Source organism: Streptomyces sp. AF1A (assembly GCF_047340315.1).
In the GTDB taxonomy this organism is placed as follows: Bacteria; Actinomycetota; Actinomycetes; order Streptomycetales; family Streptomycetaceae; genus Streptomyces.
In genome coordinates, this window is record NZ_JBLEBI010000074.1 from 1 (window position 1) to 19787 (window position 19787).

Consider the following 19787-nt stretch of genomic DNA (forward strand, 5'->3'; position numbering starts at 1 on the left):
CGCGGATACGGCCGGTTCGGCGCGTACGGCACGTCGGTGGCGCGGGTCCCTCGGGCGCAGGGCCAGGGTCACCGTGGCCGTGGCGAGGGCCGGGAGCAGGGCCAGCAGGGTCAGGGCCGCCGGAAGGGGCAGTGGCCTGCCGGCGGCCAGGAAGTCCGCCGCGTCGCTGCCGAAGGGCGTGCCGGCGGGGTTGTTGCGGAGGCGGAGGAAGAGCAGCAGGGCCAGCAGCGAGCCCGCGGTGGAGGAGAGCGCCGTGGTCAGCGCCGCCATCGCCATCAGGCGGGCCGGGCCGAGGCCGATCGCGCTCAGGCCGGGGCGCGGGCGGGCGTGCGGGTCGGTGCGGGCGACCGCGAGCGCGAAGTACACCGTGGCCGCGGCCGGCACCGCACACCAGGCCAGGCGCAGCGCGCCGGCCCCCGCGGCCTCGGGGCGGTTCAGGGCGTAGCCGAGGCAGGAGAGGAGCAGGAACCCGGTGCCCGCCGAGGCCGCGGCCACCAGCAGGCGGCGCAGCTGCACGGCGGGCCGGGCCGCGCGGGTCAGACGGAGAGCGAGCACGCCGCCCGGCCTTCCGGATCGGGGGCCTCCGGCAGGTGCACGGTCCGCACGTGCCGGCCGTCCAGCAGGGGCACCGTGCGGTCCGCGAGGGCGGCGGTGTCGGGGTCGTGCGTGGCGAGGACCACGGTGATGCCGTGCGAGCGGGCGGCCGTGGTCAGGGTGCGCAGGACGTGTCCGCGGTCGGCGCGGTGCAGCGGGGCCGTCGGCTCGTCGGCGAAGAGCACCGTGGGGGCCGTGGCCAGCGCCCGGGCGATCGCCACGCGCTGCCGCTCGGCCTGCTGCAGCCGGTGCGGGCGCCTGCGCGACAGCCCGCCGACGTCGAGCCGCTCCAGCCACTCCAGCGCGGCGGTCTTGGCGCGGCGGCGGCCGGTGCCGCGCAGCATCAGCGGAAGCGCGGCGTTCTCCCAGACGCTCAGCTCCGGGACCAGCATCGGCTCGGGGTCGATCCAGCCGAACCGTTCCCGGCGCAGCCGCTCCCGGCGCATCGGGCCGAGGGTGTGCAGGGGCGTGCTGTTGAACCACACCTCGCCGTGCCGCACCGGCACCTGGCCGGACAGGCACCGGAGCAGGGTCGTCTTGCCGCTGCCGCGCGGGCCGCTGACGGCGAGGATCTCGCCCTCCCGCACGGCGAGCGAGATTCCGGCGAGTCCGGGCGATCCGTCGGGGTGGATGAAGTGCAGGGAGCGTGCCCAGAGCACGTCGTTGTCCGGCGGGGCCTCCATGGGCGTACACCTCGGTTCTGATCCGTTTTCCCGGCGCCTGTTCCTCCGTACGGGGGAACGAAGGCTGGGCTGATCGGTCACGGGAACGCTAGGCAGCCGCCGCGGGGAGTGCCGGACAGCACACGGCCCCGGGCCGCAGTTCTCACTCGAACGGACGGCACCGGGGCCGGTATTGATCAGCCAGTCGGATGATCAGACCTCGCGGGGGAGGCTTACAGCTTGGTCCACGCCTCCGTGAGGGTGGCGCGCAGGATCTGCTCGATCTCGTCGAAGGTCTCCTGGTTGGAGATCAGCGGCGGGGCGAGCTGGACGACCGGGTCGCCGCGGTCGTCGGCGCGGCAGTACAGGCCGTTGTCGAACAGGGCCTTGGAGAGGAAGCCGTACAGGACGCGCTCGGTCTCCTCCTCGTTGAACGACTCCTTGGTGTTCTTGTCCTTCACCAGCTCGATGCCGTAGAAGAAGCCGTTGCCGCGGACGTCGCCGACGATCGGCAGGTCGTGCAGCTTCTGCAGGGTCGACAGGAACGCCGACTCGTTGTCGAGCACGTGCTGGTTGAGCTTCTCGCGCTCGAACAGGTCGAGGTTGGCGAGGCCCACCGCGGCCGACACCGGGTGGCCGCCGAAGGTGTAGCCGTGCAGGAAGGTGTTGTCGCCCTTGTAGAACGGCTCGGCCAGGCGGTCGGAGATGATGCAGGCGCCGATCGGGGAGTAGCCCGAGGTCATGCCCTTGGCGCAGGTGATCATGTCCGGGACGTAGTCGAACTTGTCGCAGGCGAACATCGTGCCCAGGCGGCCGAAGGCGCAGATGACCTCGTCCGACACGAGCAGGACGTCGTACTTGTCGCAGATCTCGCGCACCCGCTGGAAGTAGCCGGGGGGCGGCGGGAAGCAGCCGCCGGCGTTCTGCACCGGCTCCAGGAAGACGGCCGCGACGGTGTCCGGGCCCTCGAAGAGGATCTGCTGCTCGATCTGGTCGGCGGCCCAGCGGCCGAAGGCGACCGGGTCGTCGCCGAAGAGCGGGGCGCGGTAGATGTTGGTGTTCGGCACCTTGTGCGCACCGGGGACCAGGGGCTCGAAGGGGGCCTTCAGGCCGGGCAGGCCGGTGATCGACAGGGCGCCCTGCGGCGTGCCGTGGTAGGCGACCGCACGCGAGATGACCTTGTGCTTGGTCGGCTTGCCGGTCAGCTTGAAGTACTGCTTGGCGAGCTTCCAGGCGGTCTCGACGGCCTCGCCGCCGCCGGTGGTGAAGAAGACCTTGTTCAGGTCGCCCGGCGCGTGGCCGGCGAGGCGCTCGGCCAGCTCGACGGCCTTCGGGTGGGCGTAGGACCACACCGGGAAGAACGCCAGCTCCTGGGCCTGCTTGAAGGCGGTCTCGGCGAGTTCCGTGCGGCCGTGACCGGCCTGGACCACGAACAGACCGGCGAGACCGTCCAGGTAGCGCTTGCCCTTGTCGTCGTAGATGTAGGTGCCCTCGCCCCGGACGATGGTCGGCACGGGAGAGTTCTCGTACGAGGACATGCGGGTGAAGTGCATCCACAGGTGGTCGTACGCGGTGCGGCTGAGGTCCTTCTGGGTCACGGTTATCGGGTTCCCCACATGTAGGTCTGCTTCTTCAGCTTCAGGTAGACGAAGCTCTCGGTGGAGCGCACGCCGGGAAGCGCCCGGATGCGTTTGTTGATGACGTCCAGCAGGTGGTCGTCGTCCTCGCAGACGATCTCGGCGAGGATGTCGAACGAGCCCGCGGTCATCACCACGTACTCGACTTCCGACATGGCGGTCAGCGCGTCCGCGATGGACTCGACATCGCCCTCGACGTTGATCCCGACCATCGCCTGCCTGCGGAAGCCCACGGTGAGCGGGTCCGTGACGGCGACGATCTGCATCACGCCCTGGTCCAGCAGCTTCTGGACGCGCTGGCGCACGGCCGCCTCGGACAGGCCGACGGCCTTGCCGATCGCGGCGTACGGCCTGCGGCCGTCCTCCTGGAGCTGCTGAATGATGGCGAGGGAGACGGCGTCCAGCTGGGGACTGTTGCCGTTCCTGGACTCGCGGGGGGAGTCCCTCTGGTCTGCGCTTCGACTGGCCACGACCTCACTGTGCACGACGTCTCGACAGTTTCGCAAGGCCTGATCAATGAAATCCGTTGTCTGAGACTTCGAACCGTGCGGATTTCGCAGAACGCGCTGCGACGGGGGTGTTGAAAACGTCGGTGCGCCGATTAGGGTGGGGTGTCTCAGCTACCGGACAGCCGGACCCGGGTGGACGGGCTGGGCAGCGTGAACCCTCGAACCAGATCAGGAGGCCGGCAGTGAGCACCGAGCTGCGTCGTCTGCGCAACTACATCGACGGTGAGTTCCGGGACGCCGCGGACGGACGGACCACCGAGGTGGTCAACCCCGCGACGGGCGAGGCGTACGCGACCGCGCCGCTGTCCGGGCAGGCGGACGTGGACGCCGCCATGGAGGCCGCCGCCCGCGCCTTCCCGGCCTGGCGCGACGCGACGCCGGCCGAGCGACAGAAGGCCCTCCTGAAGATCGCCGACGCGTTCGAGGAGCGCGCCGAGGACCTGATCGCGGCCGAGGTGGAGAACACGGGCAAGCCGGTCGGGCTCACCCGCTCCGAGGAGATCCCGCCGATGGTCGACCAGATCCGCTTCTTCGCGGGTGCGGCGCGCATGCTCGAGGGCCGCTCGGCCGGCGAGTACATGGAGGGCATGACGTCGATCATCCGCCGCGAGCCGGTCGGCGTATGCGCCCAGGTCGCGCCGTGGAACTACCCGATGATGATGGCCGTGTGGAAGTTCGCCCCGGCGATCGCGGCGGGCAACACCGTGGTCCTCAAGCCGTCGGACACCACCCCGGCCTCCACCGTCCTGATCGCCGAGATCCTCGGCGGCATCCTGCCCAAGGGCGTCTTCAACGTCATCTGCGGCGACCGCGACACCGGCCGCATGATGGTCGAGCACCCGACCCCGGCGATGGCCTCCATCACCGGGTCCGTCCGTGCGGGCATGTCGGTGGCCGAGTCCGCCGCCAAGGACGTCAAGCGGGTCCACCTCGAACTGGGCGGCAAGGCCCCGGTCGTCGTCTTCGAGGACACCGACATCCCCAAGGCCGTCGAGGACATCTCGGTGGCGGGCTTCTTCAACGCCGGCCAGGACTGCACGGCCGCCACCCGCGTCCTCGTCCAGGAGTCCATCCACGACGAGTTCGTGGCCGCGCTCGCCAAGGCCGCGTCGGAGACGAAGACCGGCCTGCCGGACGACGAGGACGTGCTCTTCGGTCCGCTGAACAACCCGAACCAGCTCAAGCAGGTCGCGGGCTTCATCGACCGCCTGCCGGCCCACGCCAAGGTCGAGACGGGCGGCCACCAGGTCGGCGACCAGGGCTACTTCTACGCCCCGACCGTCGTGTCCGGCCTGAAGCAGGACGACGAGATCATCCAGAACGAGGTCTTCGGCCCGGTCATCACCGTCCAGTCCTTCTCGGACGAGGACCAGGCCGTCGAGTGGGCCAACGGCGTCGAGTACGCCCTCGCCTCCTCGGTGTGGACCAAGGACCACGCCCGCGCGATGCGCATGTCCAAGAAGCTCGACTTCGGCTGCGTGTGGATCAACACCCACATCCCGCTGGTCGCCGAGATGCCCCACGGCGGCTTCAAGAAGTCCGGCTACGGCAAGGACCTGTCGGCGTACGGCTTTGAGGACTACACGCGGATCAAGCACGTGATGACCTCGCTGGACGGCTGACACGCCCCGGCGCGCGGCCCCGGACGGGTTCACCTCCCCGTCCGGGGCCGCGCTGTTCCCCCTGGTGGTGGCCGGGTACCCGAGTGGCGGGCGCTCGCGTCCGGTGCGGTGCGGCCCGGAGGCCCGGGAGGATTTCCCGTACGTCCCGGGTGACAAAGCCCCCCGCCGGGAACCGGTGTCGGCCATCATCGGGACATGCGTCCCACCACCGGGCCGATCCGGGTACTTGTCGCCGACGACCATCCCGTCGTACGGCGCGGCATGGCGGCCCTGCTGGCCTCGCTGGACGGCGTGGAGGTGGTGGCGGAGGCGGCGACCGGCGAAGAGGCGCTGCGCGTCCGCCGGCGCGTCACCCAGCTGCGCGCCGCCGACGGCCGGCCACTGGACCTCACCATCGACGCTCCGGTCCGGCTGCCCCCGCTCCCCGCGGCCGTGGAGGTCGCCGCGTACCGGGTCGCGGTGGAGGCGGTGACCAACATCGCCCGGCACTCCGACGGCGCCACGGTCAGGCTCACCCTGGCCCTGCGCGACGCCGGGTCGCTGACCGTGACCGTCGCGGACACCGGCCGCTGCACCGAGCCGTGGACGCCCGGCGTGGGCATCCAGTCCATGCACGAACGCGTCGAGCAGATCGGCGGCACCCTCACCCTCCGCACCACACCGCAGGGTGCCACCGTCACCGCCGACCTCCCGCCGGCCATCCCCGCCTGAGCGAGCGACCCCCGGATCGACAGGCTGTCGGGCGCCGGGCAGCGTCGATACCGGCGGGCGGGACGGCATGCCGAGCGGGCCGCGAGCCGCCGGGTGGCCGGTCCGGCTCGACCGGCGACGGAGCCGGTCAGGGTGTGGCCGGATCGGGCCACAGCGCCCGTACCGCGTCGGCGACCCCCTCCACGAGGGCGGGGTCGAGCATGGCCACCTGGAGGATGTAGCCGGGGAGGAGGCAGAACAGCGCACCGGCGATCGAGTCGGCGGTCACCTCCTTGGGCAGTGCGCCCCTTTCCTGGTGCCCTCGCACGACCTCCGCGAGGTCGGAGCGCATCTGGGTCAGCAGGGTGCTGAACTGCCTGGCCAGCGTGGGGTTTCGCAGGGCCTCGGACCAGGCCAGCACGGCCAGCCGGGCGACGTCGTGTTCCGCGGCCCGGGCCGACACGAGGTCGAGCACCTCGGCGAGCACCGCCCCTACGGAACCCCTGGGCCGAGTCGTGGCGACGGTGTGGACCAGCGTCAGGACCTCACGCATGTTCTCTTCGACGATGGCCAGGATCATCTCGTCCTTGCTCGCGAAGTGCCGGTAGACCGCGCCCGCGGAGAGCCCGGACTCCGCGAACAGGTCCTGCATCGACGTCGAGTGAAAGCCGTCGCGGAGGAAGCAGCGTCGGGCCGCATCCAGAATCTGGGTACGGCGAGCGTCCATGTACTCCTGGGACACCTTCGGCACGGGGCATCCTCTCCGAAGAAAAATGAATGTTCGTCTTGACTCTTCGACGGCGAGCCTAGCAGGGTGGGCTTTTGAAGAACGAACATTCGTTTTTGGGAGGCAGGACCGTGAGGACCCCGTTGGCGGGAAACGAGTCATGGCGTCGTGTGGCCATCATGGCGCTGGCACTGCCACTGGTGATCTCGCTGGGAGTGATGGCCTACGCGTGGCCTGCGGCGCGCATGGCGCCGCGTGACCTGCCCGTGGGGATCGTGGGCACGAGTACGGCGAGTCAGAGCGCGGTCGAGGGCCTGGCGCACAGCGAGCCGGGCGGCTTCGACTTCCGTCTCTACCCCGACGAGGCGTCGGCGCGGTCCGCTGTCAGGAAGCGGGACGTCTACGGCGCCTTCGTCGTCACCCCCGGCAGTCTCACCGTGCTGGAGGCCACCGCCGCGAGCCCGGCCGTCGCCCAGTTGCTGGGCGAGGCGGGCCGGCACCTGGCCACCCGTGCGTCCGAGGCGGCCGCGGAGCGTGCTGCCGCATCCGCCCAGGGCACGCCCGCTCACTCCAGGGGCGGCAAGGTCCGCGCCGAAAGGCCGGCGCGGATGCGAGTGCGGACCGTGGATGTCGTCCGGATCTCGGCGGACGACCCCCGGGGCGTGGTCTTCAGTTCGGCGCTGCTGCCGATGACGATCTGCAGCATCATGATCGCCCTGGTCGTCGCGATGTCACTGAGCCTGCGACCCGTGGCGCGACTCATGGCCCTGATCGTGATGAGCGCGGCGGCAGCGCTCGGGGTCTACGCGGTCGCCGAGGGCTTCCTCGGTGCGCTGCCGAACGAACATCTGGCGACCTGGGCTGCCTTGGCACTCACCGTTCTCGCCATCAGCGCCAGCACTGCCGGGGTGGTCGCGCTCGTGGGTTCGGCGGGGCTCGGGCTGAGCGCGGCGCTCATGGTCTTCGTCGGCAATCCGTTCTCCGGCAGCACATCCGCACCGGAGCTGCTGCCCAAGGCGGTTGACGACATCGGCCAGTGGCTGCCGCCGGGCGCCGGCGCGAGCCTCGTGCGCGGCACGGCCTACTTCAACGGCAATGACAGCGCGGGCCACATCGCCGTCCTCACCCTCTGGAGCGTGCTGGGACTGGCAGCCGTCCTGTTCGGGCACCGTGTGTCCTCCGTCGCCAAGGGCCCCGTCGCCAGCGAGAGCGTGACGGCGGGTGCGGAGGGTCCGGCGAACGGCGTCGCGACGCCCCAGGTGCCGCCGTTCCCCGCGGAGTTCGCCCCCGCGTCTTCGCCTGCACCCATCGGGACGCACGCGCCCGCGCACGCCCGGCACGCCGCGGGCGCGTGACGCGTCGTCCTACTTGAGGCCGCTGAGCATGACGCCCCGGATGTAGTACTTCTGGAGCAGCAGGAACAAGGTCAGGACCGGCAGGACGCTCAGGACGAGGCCCGCCATGACGACCGGCATCGTGCGGGAGGGGTCGACGTAGTCCTGCAGGAGCTGGATGCCGACCGGCAGGGTCATCACGTCCGGGTCGGCGGTGGAGACCAGCAGCGCCCAGATGTACTCGTTCCAGGCGTCGACGAAGGTCAGCAGGCCCAGCGTGACCAGGACCGGCTTGGTCTGCGGCAGCACGATCCGCCACCACACGGCGAACTCGCCGGCCCCGTCGATGCGCGCGGCCTCCAGGACCTCGTCCGGGATCGAGACCATGAACTGGCGCATCAGGAAGATCCCGAAGCCGTTGACGAGGAACGGCATGGCGAGCGCCACGATGCTGACGGTCAGGCCCGCGCCGCCGCGCCCGAGCAGGTCGTTGCCGCCGGCGAGCGGCCAGTGCACCAGGATCAGGAAGTGCGGGACGAAGAACAGGAACGGCGGGAACATCATCGTCGACAGCACCAGACGGAAGACGAACTCCCGGCCGGGGAAGCGGAGTTTGGCGAGCGCATAGCCGGCGAGGGAGGACGTGAGCAGGACCGAACCGGTGATCACGGCGGTGGCGACGACGCTGTTGCGGAACAGCACCGGCAGATCGAGCTGCTCGATCGCCGCCCGGTAGTTGGACAGGTCGAACGCCTTGGGCAGGAACCGGTACGGCAGCGTGCCCGCCTCGCCGGGCCCCTTGAAGGACGTCATCACCATGTCCAGGAACGGCACGACCGTGAGCACGGCGCCGACCACCACCACCAGGTACGACAGCCACGGGAAACGGCGGCGGCTCATGCGTCCTCCCCCGTGCGCCGGAAGATCCACAACTGCACCAGGGTGACCGAGAGAACCACCACGAACAGCACGAACGCGGCGGCGCTCGCGGTACCCCAGTCGCCGTAGCTGAACGCCTGGCGGTACATCTCCAGCGCGGCGACATTGGTCGCGTCGCCCGGCCCGCCCTTGGTCATCACGATGATCAGCGCGAAGGACTGCAGCCCGGTGAGGAACTGGGTGATGCACACGAACAGCAGGGACGGCCGCAGCAGCGGCAGAGTGATCCTCCGGAAGACGGTGACGGGCCCGGCGCCGTCGAGCGCGGCGGCCTCGTAGTACGACTGCGGGATGGACTTCAGCCCGGCGGTCAGGATGAGGATCGCCGAGCCGACCGAGGCCCAGGCCTGGACGATCACGACCGCGGGCAGCGCGGTGTGCGGGTCCTGCAGGAAGGCCACCGAGCCGAGCCCGAGGGCGTTGAGGACGCCGTTGACCAGGCCGCCCGGTTCGTACATGTACTTCCACACGTTGCCGACGGCGACGACGGTCGTGACGATCGGCAGGAAGTAGAAGGTGCGCCACAGACCCTGGAGGCGCAGCTTGTCGATGCAGGTGGCGACCAGCACGGAGCCGGCCAGCGCGAGGGCCACGGTGCCCAGGGCGAACAGCAGCGTGTTGGTCAGGACCGGCGCCAGGAAGGTCGATCCGTCCGCGAACAGGGCGGTGAAGTTGTCCAGGCCGATGGGATCGATGTCGCCGAGCCTGAACCCCGTCCAGTGGGACATCGACAGCAGCAGCGCGAAGCCGAGCGGCAGGACCAGGAAGACGGCGAAGAACAGCAGCGTCGGCGCCAGGAAGAGGTAGGCGACGACCGTCTGGCGGCGCCGGTGCCGGCCCGGGCCGGGGCCGTCGGCGGCGGGCCCGGCGGGCCGGGGGCTGCGCGGCCGCTCGCCCGCCTCCGGCACCAGGGTGTTCACCATGCGCGGGACACCTCCTGATCGACCTGGCGGCGGGTGGTGCGCAGGGCCTCGTCGACCGACTGCTGACCGGTCCACAGCGCCTCGATGTTCTTGCGCAGCAGCGACTTGGCCTGCTGTGCGCCCGGCACGTTCGGCTCCGGCACCGCGTACGTCAACGCGTCCAGGAACGGCCGCAGGTTCGGATCGCCGCCCTCGCCGAGGAGCATGCGCATGTCGTCGGCGCGGCCGGTCAGAGAGCCGGCCGACACCTGCAGAGAGCTCATCCGGGTCGCCGTCGCCCCCTTCCCGGAGCCCTTCACGCCCACCTTCTCGGCGTTGAGCCAGCGCAGGAACTCCCAGGCCTCGCGCGGGTACCGGCTGGCCGTGTTGACGCCGAGCATGAAACCGGTACAGAGGGTGGCGCGCCGCCCGTTCGCCTCGGGGAGGGGCACGGGCGCGACGCCGACCTCGCCGTACGCGCCGCCCATCAGGGGCTTCAGGCTCCCGGTCCACCACCCGGCGCTGATCACCATGGCCACCCGCCCGGACGGAAAGGCCTGGTAGACGTTGACGCCGGGGTCGCTCGCGCCCTGTGCGACGAGACGGTGCTCCAGGTCGAACACGGCCCGGCCGGCCGGCGAGTCGATGGCGGTCCTCCTGCCGTCCGCCGAGACGAACCGTCCGCCGGCGGCGCTGAGCAGGGCCAGGGTCTGGCCGACGGTGGTGGAGTCGTCGTAGGTCGACAGCCCGAACCCCTGCACCAGCGTGTTGCCGTACCGGTCCCGCCGGGTGGTGCGGTACGCCGCCTCCTCCAGCTCCCGCCAGGTACGCGGAGGTCCGTCGACGCCGGCCTCGCGCAGCAGCCGCTTGTTGTAGTAGAGGGCGTACGTCTGCACCTCGGTGGGGTAGCCGTAGACGGTGCCCCCGACCGAGGAGGAGCCGACCGCGGCCGCGCTGTAGCCGCGCCTGATCTCCTCGGCGTGCTCCGGCGGGGCGGGCCGCAGGACGCCGGCCTGGACCAGCTGCCCGTTCCACAGGCAGTACGGGTGGAGGATGTCGGCGCCCTGGCCCGCGGCCTGCCGCACCATGAACGTGGTCAGCAGGTCCGTGAACTCGACGGCCTTGGTGCGCACCTTGACCCGGTCGTGCGTGGCGTTCCACTCGTCGACCGGGCCCTGCAGGGCGTCCTTGAGCTCCCCGCTCGCGTAGTGGGAGAGCAGGGTGAGGACGACCGGATCCCCGGGCCGCCCGGTGCCCTGGCGGGGCGCGGCGCAACCGGCGACGAGCAGCGCCGAGGGGAGCGCCAGCGCGAGGCGGCGGCGGCTCAGGCCGGCGGCGCGGGGGACAGGTGGGCGGGGAACCCCGCCGGCGCTGCGGTGCGACGGCGTCATCCGGCGGCCTCCCGGCGCAGCACGCGGAACACCCGGGTCGTGCGGAAGCCGGCCGTGCGGTACAGATGCCCGGCCGGGGATTGCTCGCCGGTCCACAGGAACCACGCGGAGTGCGCCCCCCGCGCCCGCATCCGCTCCAGGACCAGGTGCAGCAGGACCTTGCCGAGTCCGGTGCCCCGCGCCTCCTCCAGCACGCCGAAGGGGCCGAACCGCTCGGCCGCCGACTCGTACGCGCCGTGCATCGCCCAGCCGGCCAGGCGGTCCGAAGGGTCCCGGGCGACGACGATCCGGTCGAGCGGCGTGCCCGCGGCCAGGCACTCGCGGATCGCGCGGGCCCAGTCCGGGCTGAAGTGGTTCCCGGCGAGCGCGACCAGGTCCACCAGGTCGTCGTCGGCCGGAGTGGCGAACCGCCAGCCCTGCGCCGTCAGTTCGTCCAGGCGGCGTGCGGCGTCCTCCGGGAGGCGGTAGCCGACCAGGCCGCGGTCCATAGCCGCCGCCTCGTACAGCGTGCGAAAGCCGAAAGACTCGAGCAGCGCGGCGGCTTCCGGGTACGCCTCGGCGTCCAGGCCCGGGAGGATGTAGTTCGGGGTGTACGACGAGAAGTCCACCCGGGTACGGCCGTGGCCGTGCAGCCAGTCCAGGGCGTCCGTCAGCAACCGGCGGCCCAGGCCCCGCCCGCGGGCGGCCGGGTCGACGAAGAAGAACGGGATCCAGCCCTGCTCCGGCTCCAGGTCGGCGCCGGTCATCGGCGTCAGGCGGCGCACCGCGTAGGCCGCGCCGACGACACGGCCGCCGTCGACGGCGACCCGCAGGCCCTCCGGATCGAAGTTGGGGTCGAGCAGCACCAGGGTGCGGAAGCGGTCCGGGGTGATGGGGTCGGCCGGCGCGCTCCGGCGCCACGCCGCCACCAACTCCGGCCCGTCGCCCGCGCGAAAGCCACGCGTCCCGGCCCGGCAGCTCGTCGTGCGATCGGTCATCGACGGGGTCGTCCTCCTCCCCGACCTGTCCCGAGCACGGGCTGCACGGGATGGGGCACCGGCCCAGCGGTGGCTGGAAACTTACTGGTATGTCCTGGAATTGTGCAATTACCCGCCAGTGGTGCGCGCCGCGGGCCGGTGAGATTGCCGCCAGCCGCACTTTTGAACATGTTCAATTGAAGGCGTACGCTCCTGCCATGAGCGACAGAGCCGCCCTGCTCAAGGGCATTCGCGTCTGGCTTGCCTTCTTCGTCGTGTGCCTCGTGCTCAGCGGGGCCACCGCGTTTCCCCTGGTGCACGAACTGCACTGGACCGAGAGCGCGTTGCGCGCGCTGTCCGTGCCGGACCACCTGCCGGGGCTGATGGCCTGGATCACGCGGGTGCGGAACGGACTCGACACGGTCGACGCCGCATACCCGTTCGTCCTCTACGGCACGGACTGGCTGGCCTTCGCCCATCTCGTCATCGCGGTCGCGTTCTACGGCCCGTACCGCGACCCGGTGCGCAACATCTGGGTGGTCGAGTTCGCGATGATCGCCTGCGTCGGCATCATCCCGCTGGCCCTCGCCTGCGGGCCGATCCGCGGGATCCCCTTCTGGTGGAGCCTGGTCGACATGTCCTTCGGGGTCTTCGGAATCGTCCCGCTCCACGTCGTACGCAGGAAGATCAAGCGCCTGGAGGCGCTCGGCGCGCCCGACGCCACGGCGGCAGTGCCCGCCTGAGCGAGGGGGAGGGGCAACGTCCGCATCCGCAGGACGAGTTCGCGCGGCCGACGGCGCGGCTGCGGGCACGCCCCTCCCGCCGGCACGGGAACGCGCCGCCGGCTAGTAGGCGCCGTTGCGCAGGGCGTGCAGGACGTCGATGCGGTTGGTCGTGATCGAGTCGACGCCCAGGTCCAGCAGGCGGCGCATGGCGCGGCGGGTGTCCGGGGTCCAGACGGACAGGAGGTGGCCGTCGCGGTGGACGCGGGCCGCCAGCTCCGGGCTCACCAGGGAGAAGCGGTAGTTGAGCCAGCGGGGCCGGATCGCGGCCAGCAGGGCCGGCCGGGGCGGGGCCAGGGTCGTCCAGGTCAGCGCGATCTCGGCGGCCGGGTCGGCGGCGCGGACGGCGAGCACGGCCTCGGCGTGCGCGCTGTAGTACACCCGGTCCCCGGCCCCGCTCTGCCGGACGACGTCCAGGACCCGGCCCACCGTCCGCCGGTCGACCGGTCCGCACAGGTCCACCATCACCCGGCTGTCGCCGGTCGCGGCCAGGGCCTCCGCCAGCGTCGGCACCCGGCCCCCGGTGAGAGCGCGCACCTCCTCGGCGGACAGGGCGCTCAGCGGCCGGTCCAGGTCCCACAGCCGCTGGAGCGTGTCGTCGTGCAGCAGCACGGGCACGCCGTCACGGGTGAGCCGGACGTCGATCTCGACCGCGTCCGCGCCCCGGTCGAGCGCGGAACGCAGCGAGTCGACGGTGTTCTCGCGGTGGCGGTAGGGGTCGCCGCGGTGAGCCACGGCGGTCACGGTCTGCATGGCCCCCATTGTGGTGGGCCGGCGCGAGTGGTTCAGGACGCGAGCCAGGCGGCGGTGTACCGGTCGATCTCCGCCGTGATCCGCGCCTTGCCCACCGCGTCCAGGAAGGACGCCTCCACCGCGTTCCTGGCGAGGTCGGCGAGGCCGCGTTCGTCCAGGTCGAGGAGCCGGGCGGCGACCGCGTACTCGTTGTTGAGGTCGGTGCCGAACATCGGCGGGTCGTCGGAGTTGATGGTGATCAGCACGCCGGCGCTCGCGAACTCCTTGATCGGGTGCTCGTCCAGGGTGGTCACCGCGCGGGTGGCGATGTTGGAGGTCGGGCAGACCTCCAGCGGGATGCGCCGCTCGGCGAGGTGCGCGAGCAGCTTCGGGTCCTGCGCGGAGCTGGTGCCGTGCCCGATGCGCTCGGCGCGCAGGTCGTGCAGCGCGTCCCAGACCGTCTGCGGGCCGGTGGTCTCCCCAGCGTGCGGGACGGAGTGCAGACCGGCGGCGATGGCCCGGTCGAAGTACGGCTTGAACTGCGGGCGGGGCACGCCGATCTCCGGCCCGCCGAGCCCGAACGACACCAGGCCCTCCGGGCGTATCCGGTCGTCCGTGGCGAGCCGGGCGGTCTCCTCGGCGGACTCCAGCCCCGCCTCGCCGGGGATGTCGAAGCACCAGCGCAGCACGGTGCCGAAGTCGGCCTCGGCCGTCTTGCGGGCGTCCTCGATCGCGGCCATGAAGGCCAGTTCGTCGATGCCGCGCCGGGTGGAGGAGAACGGGGTGATGGTCAGCTCGGCGTACCGCACCTGCTGCCGGGCCAGGTCGCGGGCCACCTCGTAGGTGAGCAGCCGGACGTCCTCCGGGGTGCGGATCAGGTCGACGACGGACAGGTACACGTCGATGAAGTGAGCGAAGTCGGTGAACGTGAAGTAGTCGACCAGGGCCTCGGGGTCGCTGGGCACCTTGGAGTCGGGGTGGCGGGCGGCCAGCTCCGCGACGATGCGGGGGGAGGCGGAACCGACGTGGTGGACGTGCAGCTCGGCCTTGGGCAGCCCGGCGATGAAGGTCCGCAGGTCGCGGTCGGCCGTGCCGGCGGCGGGTACGGAACGGTCGGTCAAGGGATCCTCCCCGGGAAGGGCGCCGACGGGCCCCTCGGGGCGCGGCGCAGGTGATCGGCTGATCGTGGTACCGACATCGTAGGCGGCGCCGCTCGGCCACCGGGCCGGGGGAGGAGCCGCTGGGCGGGAGGGCGCCGCGGGGAGAGGCGGCTGCGGGGAGAGGGGGCCGTGGGGAGAGGCGGCTGCGGGGAGAGGGGGCCGTGGGGAGAGAGGGCCGCGGAGAGAGGCGGTTGCCGGGCGGGAGGCGGCTGCCGGTCGGGAGGGGCCCTGGGTGAAGGCCCGCCGAGGGGGAGGAGCCGGGCGAGGGGGCGCCGGGTGGCCGCGCGGCCTCCGGGTAGGAAGGGGGACGGGTCGGCCGGGGGACGGTGGACCGCCCGGTGGTGCTGTGCAGGTGAGGCCTTAGCATGGCGGCACAAACGATCGAGGGGGATGCGCACGTGACGGACGGATCGCAGTCGAGTGGGGCGGCCGGAGGGGGCCACGACCCGTGGGCGCCGCCCGAGCGCCGGATGTCGCTGGAGAAGAACCCGCAGCCCGGCGCGGATCAGGCGCCGGCCGCGCCGCAGCCACCGTCCGTCCATGACCAGGCCACCGTCATCTCCGCGCCGGCCGACGGCTTCCCGCCACCCGGCGCGCCCTCCCCGGGCGCGCCCGGCTTCCCGCCGCCCGGTGCGCCCGGTTTCGGTGCGCCCGGTACCGGGCCGGCCGGGTCCGGACCGGTACCGCCTCCGCCGATCGCGCCCTCCGGCCCCGGCATACCCGCCGCGCCCGCGCCCGGCGGCTACGGCTACCCCAGCTACCCGGTGGGCCACGGCTGGCCCGGGATGCCGGCGGCTCCGCGGAACGGCATGGGCATCGCGGCGCTGGTGCTCGGCATCCTCTCCATCTGCCTGTTCTGTATGTACGGCGTGGTCTCGCTGGTGTGCGGCGTCCTCGCCGTGATCTTCGGGATCAAGGGCCGTCAGCGGGCCCAGCGCGGGGAGGCCACGAACCACGGCCAGGCCCAGGCCGGACTGATCATGGGAGTCATCGGCATCATCGTCGGCATCGCCGTGATGGTGCTGATGGTGTTCGCCATCAGCTTCGCCATCAAGCACGACAAGTCCGACCCCGACCGGTACTCCGGGTCCTTCCACACCCTCTCGGCAACGGTGGCCACCGAACACTGACCGCCCGCCTGGTCACGGGGTCACCGGATCGAGGCCCGGAGGGAAGCCGGCGGGCCGAGCCGCCGCCCCGAGGGCCGGCCGGCCGTTGCCCCTCGGGGCCGGCAGCCCGAACGTCTTGACCATCGCGCGCAGCAGATCGGGACTCGCCGCGGCGAGGTTGCCTTCCGCGAGAGCGTGCAGGGGCAGACCCGGATCAGGTCGAACCCGTACACCGTCTCCATGGACACAACCGCTGGTCGGGGTACCTCAAGGGGTCGGGGGGTCGATGCCGCCGGGGCCAGCAGTCCCAGACCCCGAAGGAGTCAGCTCGTAGAGCACCCGCGGGGTCACAGAGGCCGGCAGGCAGAGGCCAGGCCCCGGCAGGCTGGGGACCGTCAAGGCCCGCCAGGACCTACGCGCCGAGGCCCCGCAGGGTCTACGCTCCGGAGCCCGCCAGCCGCTCGCGCGCCTCCATCAGGGCGAAGCCCAGGAGGTTGGGGCCCCGCCAGCGTTCGGGGTCACGGGCCGCCTCGTCGCCGGCGGCGAGGCCGATGCCCCAGACGCGGTCCACGGGGCTCGCCTCGACCAGGACGCGGTCGCCGGTGTTCAGCAGGAACGCCCTGAGATCGTCGTGCGCGGCGAACTTGTGCACGCTGCCCCCGACGACGATCCGGAAGCGCTCCCGCTCCCATATCGCCCCGTCGAACCCGCGGACCAGCCGCCCCGCCTTCTTCGCCTCGGCGGGATGCTCCGCGGCCAGCACCCGGCGCTCCGCCTCCGCGTCGCCGAACAGCCGGGCCTTGCCCGCCATCATCCAGTGCTCGGCCGTCGCGTACGAGACGCCGTCCACCACGAAGGGCGACGGCCACCACTGGCTGAGACAACTCGCGCCGATGCTCCCGTCCGGCCGCGGCCGGTGCCCCCAGAAGTGCAGGTACCTGACCCGGGACCCCGCCCGAACCTCCCTGATCAGCGCTTCCACCCCGTCGATCCTTTGCATGCACGCGAGTGTGGCACGCACCACTGACACTCCGTCCGCCCTTTTTCATCCCGACTCGACACCTGGTCGACAGATTCCGTCGCGTAATCAAAAGGCAACAACGGAATCACTTGTTGGAGCCCGTGTGCTCTGTCAGGATCGGCACTCAAATCGAGCTGGAGCTACGCCACCCGCCCCCCGGACGGGGCGCACGGCGGAGGAGAGCGACATGCAGAACCCGGGCACCGCCACCCCGGAACGATTTCCCGCGCCGGAACTGTTCGCGGAGGGCGCGCAGTTCATCGCCGGCCGGCCGGCCAAGGGCACGTCGGGGCGGACGCACACCGTGGTCGACCCCGCGAGCGGCGAGGGCGTGTACACCTACGACCTGGCCGGCGCCGAGGACGTCGACGCGGCCGTCGCCGCCGCGCGCGCCGCCTTCCCGGGCTGGGCCTCGGCCACGCCGGGCGAGCGCTCGGACGCCCTGCACCGGTTCGCCGCCGTGCTCGCCGACCGCGCCGAGGAGTTCGCCCGCGCCGAGTCCCTGCAGTGCGGCAAGCCGCTGAAGCTCACCCGCGAGTTCGACGTCCCGGGGACCATCGACAACATCTCCTTCTTCGCGGGAGCGGCCCGGCATTTGCAGGGCCAGTCGGCCGGTGAGTACTCGGGCGACCACACGTCGTACGTCCGCCGCGAGCCGATCGGTGTCGTCGGGTCCATCGCGCCCTGGAACTACCCCCTGCAGATGGCCGCCTGGAAAGTCCTCCCGGCGGTCGCCGCGGGCAACACCATCGTGCTGAAGCCGGCCGAGCTCACCCCGCTGACCTCCCTGCTCTTCGCGCAGGCCGCCACCGACGCGGGCATCCCGGACGGCGTGATCAACATCGTCACCGGGACCGGCCGGGAGGCGGGCGAGCACCTGGTCGGCCACCCGGACGTGGCCATGACCTCCTTCACCGGGTCCACGGCCGTCGGCAGGCGCGTCGCCGAACTCGCCGCGGCCACCGTCAAGCGGCTGCACCTGGAACTGGGCGGCAAGGCGCCGTTCGTCGTCTTCGACGACGCCGACCTCGAGGCCGCCGTGCACGGCGCCGTCGCGGGCGCGCTCATCAACACCGGGCAGGACTGCACGGCCGCCACGCGCGCGTACGTGCAGCGGCCGCTGTACGAGGCCTTCGTCGAGCAGACCGCCGCGCTCATGGAGACGGTGCGGCTGGGCGACCCCTTCGCGCCCGGCACCGACCTCGGCCCGCTCGTCTCGCACGCCCAGCGCGACCGGGTCGCCGCCTTCGTGGAGCGAGCGCGAGCCTACGCGCGCGTGGTGACCGGCGGTGAGGCCCCGAAGGGCGACCTGGAAAAGGGCGCCTACTACCGGCCGACCCTGATCGCCGACGCCGCGCAGGACAGCGAGATCGTCCAGTCGGAGATCTTCGGCCCGGTCCTGGTCGTGCTGCCCTTCGACAGCGACGACGAGGGGATCCAACTGGCCAACGACACTCCGTACGGCCTCGCCGCATCCGCGTGGAGCAGCAACGTCTACCGCGCGAACCGCGCCACGCGCGAGATCAAGGCGGGCTGCGTGTGGATCAACGACCACATTCCGATCATCAGCGAGATGCCGCACGGCGGCTACCGGGCCTCCGGCTTCGGCAAGGACATGTCCGCCTACTCATTCGAGGAATACACGCAGGTCAAGCACGTAATGTTCGACAACACCGCGGTGGCTCGCAAGGACTGGCACCGCACCATCTTCGGGGACCGATAGACCACCCGGGCACCGACCAGCCCCACCCTCCGAAAGGGCACCACGCGCATGGAGCAGTACGAGCCCCACCGCCTGACCCCGGTCGAAACGGCCGCCGTGCGGCGCAGTCTGCGCAACGGCCGGGCGGCCATGACCCGCCGTTCGCTGCTGCGCGCCTCCGCAGGCGGCGCGCTGACGGTCGGCGGACTCGGGGCGCTGAGCGCCTGCGGCATCCCCGCGGCGAGCAAGTCGCAGGGCGGCGTGTCCGCCGACGACCACTCGGCCCAGGAGAAGATCGTCAACTTCTCCAACTGGCCCGAGTACCTCGACGTCGACGACAAGACCAAGCGGCACCCCACCCTGGACGCCTTCGCCAAGCAGACCGGCATCCGGGTCAAGTACACCGAGGACATCAACGACAACGACGAGTTCTTCGGCAAGATCCAGCCGGAGCTCGCCGCCGGCCACGACACCGGGCGCGACCTGATCGTCCTCACCGACTGGCTCGCCGCCCGGATGATCCGCCTCGGCTACGTCCAGAAACTGGACCCGTCCAACCTGCCGCACGCCTTCGCCAACCTGTCGGACCAGTTCCGTGCCCCCGACTGGGACCCGGGCCGCGCCTACTCGTACCCCTGGCAGGGCGTGTCCACCGTCGTCGCCTTCAACAAGAAGGCGCTCGACGGCGTCGAGGTGAAGTCGGTCTCCGACCTGCTGGACAACCCGAAGCTCAAGGGGCGCGTCGGCTTCCTGACCGAGATGCGCGACACCATCGGCATGACCATGCTCGACATGGGCAAGGACCCGGCGAAGTTCACCGACGACGACTTCGACGCGGTGATCGCCCGCCTTCAGAAGGCCGTCGACAAGGGCCAGATCCGCCGCTTCACCGGCAACGACTACACGTCCGACCTCACCAAGGGCGACCTGGCCGCCTGCGTCGCCTGGGGCGGCGACATCGTCCAACTCCAGGCGGACAACCCGGACGTCGGCTACGTCATCCCCGACAGCGGCTACATGACCTCGACCGACAACATGATGATCCCCAACAGGGCGCGTCACAAGACGAACGCCGAGCGGCTCATCGACTTCTACTACCAGCCCGAGCCGGCCGCCGAACTCGCCGCCTACGTCAACTACGTGAGCCCCGTCGCGGGAGTCCGGCCGTACCTCGCCAAGCTCGACAAGTCGGCGGCGAGCAACCCGCTGATCGTTCCCGACAAGGCCATGCAGGCGAAGTCCCATGCCTTCCGCGCCCTGACGCAGAAGGAAGAGACGGCCTACCAGCAGAAGTTCTCCAAGCTCACAGGGGCGTGAC

General features: G+C 71.5%; 18 protein-coding genes and 1 pseudogene. 7 read left to right on the forward strand and 12 right to left on the reverse strand.

The window, feature by feature from the left end; translation table 11 throughout:
- The 4 genes and pseudogenes from ACLU3S_RS20375 to ACLU3S_RS20390 all read right to left on the reverse strand — a co-directional run.
- Window positions 1-555: pseudogene (locus tag ACLU3S_RS20375) on the reverse strand (hypothetical protein); the annotation flags it as partial.
- The gene (locus ACLU3S_RS20380) at window positions 537-1277 is read right to left on the reverse strand and encodes an ABC transporter ATP-binding protein (protein WP_413953336.1); all 741 of its coding nucleotides are present in this window, start codon (window positions 1275-1277) and stop codon (window positions 537-539) included. The pseudogene ACLU3S_RS20375 and the gene ACLU3S_RS20380, both read right to left, overlap by 19 nt.
- 212 nt (window positions 1278-1489) lie before the next feature.
- The gene (locus ACLU3S_RS20385) at window positions 1490-2872 is read right to left on the reverse strand and encodes an aspartate aminotransferase family protein (RefSeq protein ID WP_413953337.1); all 1383 of its coding nucleotides are present in this window, start codon (window positions 2870-2872) and stop codon (window positions 1490-1492) included.
- Window positions 2857-3378 (reverse strand): Lrp/AsnC family transcriptional regulator, encoded by a 522-nt coding sequence (locus ACLU3S_RS20390; protein WP_344349260.1) that lies wholly within the window; start codon window positions 3376-3378, stop codon window positions 2857-2859. Before ACLU3S_RS20390 ends, ACLU3S_RS20385 begins: the two co-directional genes overlap by 16 nt.
- Window positions 3379-3584: 206 nt before the next feature.
- On the opposite strand from ACLU3S_RS20390, the gene ACLU3S_RS20395 reads away from it, so the two are divergent.
- Both ACLU3S_RS20395 and ACLU3S_RS20400 read left to right on the forward strand, forming a co-directional pair.
- On the forward strand, window positions 3585-5024 hold the full coding sequence (locus tag ACLU3S_RS20395) for a gamma-aminobutyraldehyde dehydrogenase (RefSeq protein ID WP_413953338.1): 1440 nt from the start codon (window positions 3585-3587) through the stop codon (window positions 5022-5024).
- A 195-nt stretch (window positions 5025-5219) separates the two neighbouring features.
- Complete coding sequence (locus ACLU3S_RS20400; protein WP_413953339.1) at window positions 5220-5735, forward strand: ATP-binding protein; 516 nt, start codon at window positions 5220-5222, stop codon at window positions 5733-5735.
- A 127-nt stretch (window positions 5736-5862) separates the two neighbouring features.
- Here the strand turns inward: ACLU3S_RS20400 and ACLU3S_RS20405 are convergent, their stop codons facing one another.
- Complete coding sequence (locus ACLU3S_RS20405; RefSeq protein ID WP_413953340.1) at window positions 5863-6465, reverse strand: TetR/AcrR family transcriptional regulator; 603 nt, start codon at window positions 6463-6465, stop codon at window positions 5863-5865.
- 155 nt (window positions 6466-6620) lie between these two features.
- Here ACLU3S_RS20405 and ACLU3S_RS20410 point away from each other — a divergent pair, with 155 nt between their 5' ends.
- Window positions 6621-7796: an ABC transporter permease gene (locus tag ACLU3S_RS20410; protein WP_413953341.1), complete on the forward strand. Its 1176-nt coding sequence runs from the start codon at window positions 6621-6623 to the stop codon at window positions 7794-7796.
- A gap of 9 nt (window positions 7797-7805) precedes the next feature.
- On the opposite strand, the gene ACLU3S_RS20415 is transcribed toward ACLU3S_RS20410, so the two are convergent.
- Genes ACLU3S_RS20415 through ACLU3S_RS20430 form a run of 4 tightly spaced genes read right to left on the reverse strand, consistent with a single transcriptional unit; the run spans window position 7806 to window position 11984 of the window.
- Window positions 7806-8675, reverse strand: a complete 870-nt coding sequence (locus ACLU3S_RS20415) for a carbohydrate ABC transporter permease (RefSeq protein ID WP_413953342.1) — start codon at window positions 8673-8675, stop codon at window positions 7806-7808.
- Window positions 8672-9637: a carbohydrate ABC transporter permease gene (locus tag ACLU3S_RS20420; RefSeq protein ID WP_413953343.1), complete on the reverse strand. Its 966-nt coding sequence runs from the start codon at window positions 9635-9637 to the stop codon at window positions 8672-8674. Before ACLU3S_RS20420 ends, ACLU3S_RS20415 begins: the two co-directional genes overlap by 4 nt.
- Window positions 9631-11007, reverse strand: coding sequence for an ABC transporter substrate-binding protein (locus tag ACLU3S_RS20425; RefSeq protein ID WP_413953344.1), 1377 nt, complete (start codon window positions 11005-11007; stop codon window positions 9631-9633). The genes ACLU3S_RS20420 and ACLU3S_RS20425 overlap by 7 nt, the downstream gene beginning before the upstream one ends.
- A complete protein-coding gene (locus ACLU3S_RS20430; protein WP_413953345.1) occupies window positions 11004-11984 on the reverse strand; it encodes a GNAT family N-acetyltransferase in 981 nt (326 codons plus the stop codon). The genes ACLU3S_RS20425 and ACLU3S_RS20430 overlap by 4 nt, the downstream gene beginning before the upstream one ends.
- A 197-nt stretch (window positions 11985-12181) precedes the next feature.
- On the opposite strand from ACLU3S_RS20430, the gene ACLU3S_RS20435 reads away from it, so the two are divergent.
- A complete protein-coding gene (locus ACLU3S_RS20435) occupies window positions 12182-12706 on the forward strand; it encodes a hypothetical protein (protein ID WP_413953346.1) in 525 nt (174 codons plus the stop codon).
- Window positions 12707-12808: 102 nt separating this feature from the next.
- Here ACLU3S_RS20435 and ACLU3S_RS20440 read toward each other — a convergent pair whose 3' ends face one another.
- Both ACLU3S_RS20440 and ACLU3S_RS20445 read right to left on the reverse strand, forming a co-directional pair.
- Complete coding sequence (locus ACLU3S_RS20440) at window positions 12809-13498, reverse strand: glycerophosphodiester phosphodiesterase (RefSeq protein WP_413953347.1); 690 nt, start codon at window positions 13496-13498, stop codon at window positions 12809-12811.
- A gap of 32 nt (window positions 13499-13530) precedes the next feature.
- Window positions 13531-14598, reverse strand: a complete 1068-nt coding sequence (locus ACLU3S_RS20445) for an adenosine deaminase (RefSeq protein WP_413953348.1) — start codon at window positions 14596-14598, stop codon at window positions 13531-13533.
- A gap of 404 nt (window positions 14599-15002) precedes the next feature.
- On the opposite strand from ACLU3S_RS20445, the gene ACLU3S_RS20450 reads away from it, so the two are divergent.
- Window positions 15003-15767, forward strand: a complete 765-nt coding sequence (locus ACLU3S_RS20450; RefSeq protein WP_413953349.1) for a DUF4190 domain-containing protein — start codon at window positions 15003-15005, stop codon at window positions 15765-15767.
- A gap of 415 nt (window positions 15768-16182) precedes the next feature.
- Here the strand turns inward: ACLU3S_RS20450 and ACLU3S_RS20455 are convergent, their stop codons facing one another.
- On the reverse strand, window positions 16183-16746 hold the full coding sequence (locus ACLU3S_RS20455) for an NADAR family protein (RefSeq protein WP_413953350.1): 564 nt from the start codon (window positions 16744-16746) through the stop codon (window positions 16183-16185).
- A gap of 208 nt (window positions 16747-16954) precedes the next feature.
- Between ACLU3S_RS20455 and ACLU3S_RS20460 the strand changes: the two genes are divergently transcribed.
- Both ACLU3S_RS20460 and ACLU3S_RS20465 read left to right on the forward strand, forming a co-directional pair.
- Window positions 16955-18490 carry a gamma-aminobutyraldehyde dehydrogenase gene (locus tag ACLU3S_RS20460; RefSeq protein WP_413953351.1) on the forward strand — a complete coding sequence of 512 codons (1536 nt, stop codon included), beginning with the start codon at window positions 16955-16957 and terminating at the stop codon, window positions 18488-18490.
- Window positions 18491-18538: 48 nt separating this feature from the next.
- Window positions 18539-19786, forward strand: a complete 1248-nt coding sequence (locus ACLU3S_RS20465) for an ABC transporter substrate-binding protein (protein ID WP_413953352.1) — start codon at window positions 18539-18541, stop codon at window positions 19784-19786.
- The last annotated feature ends 1 nt before the right edge of the window (window position 19787 follow it).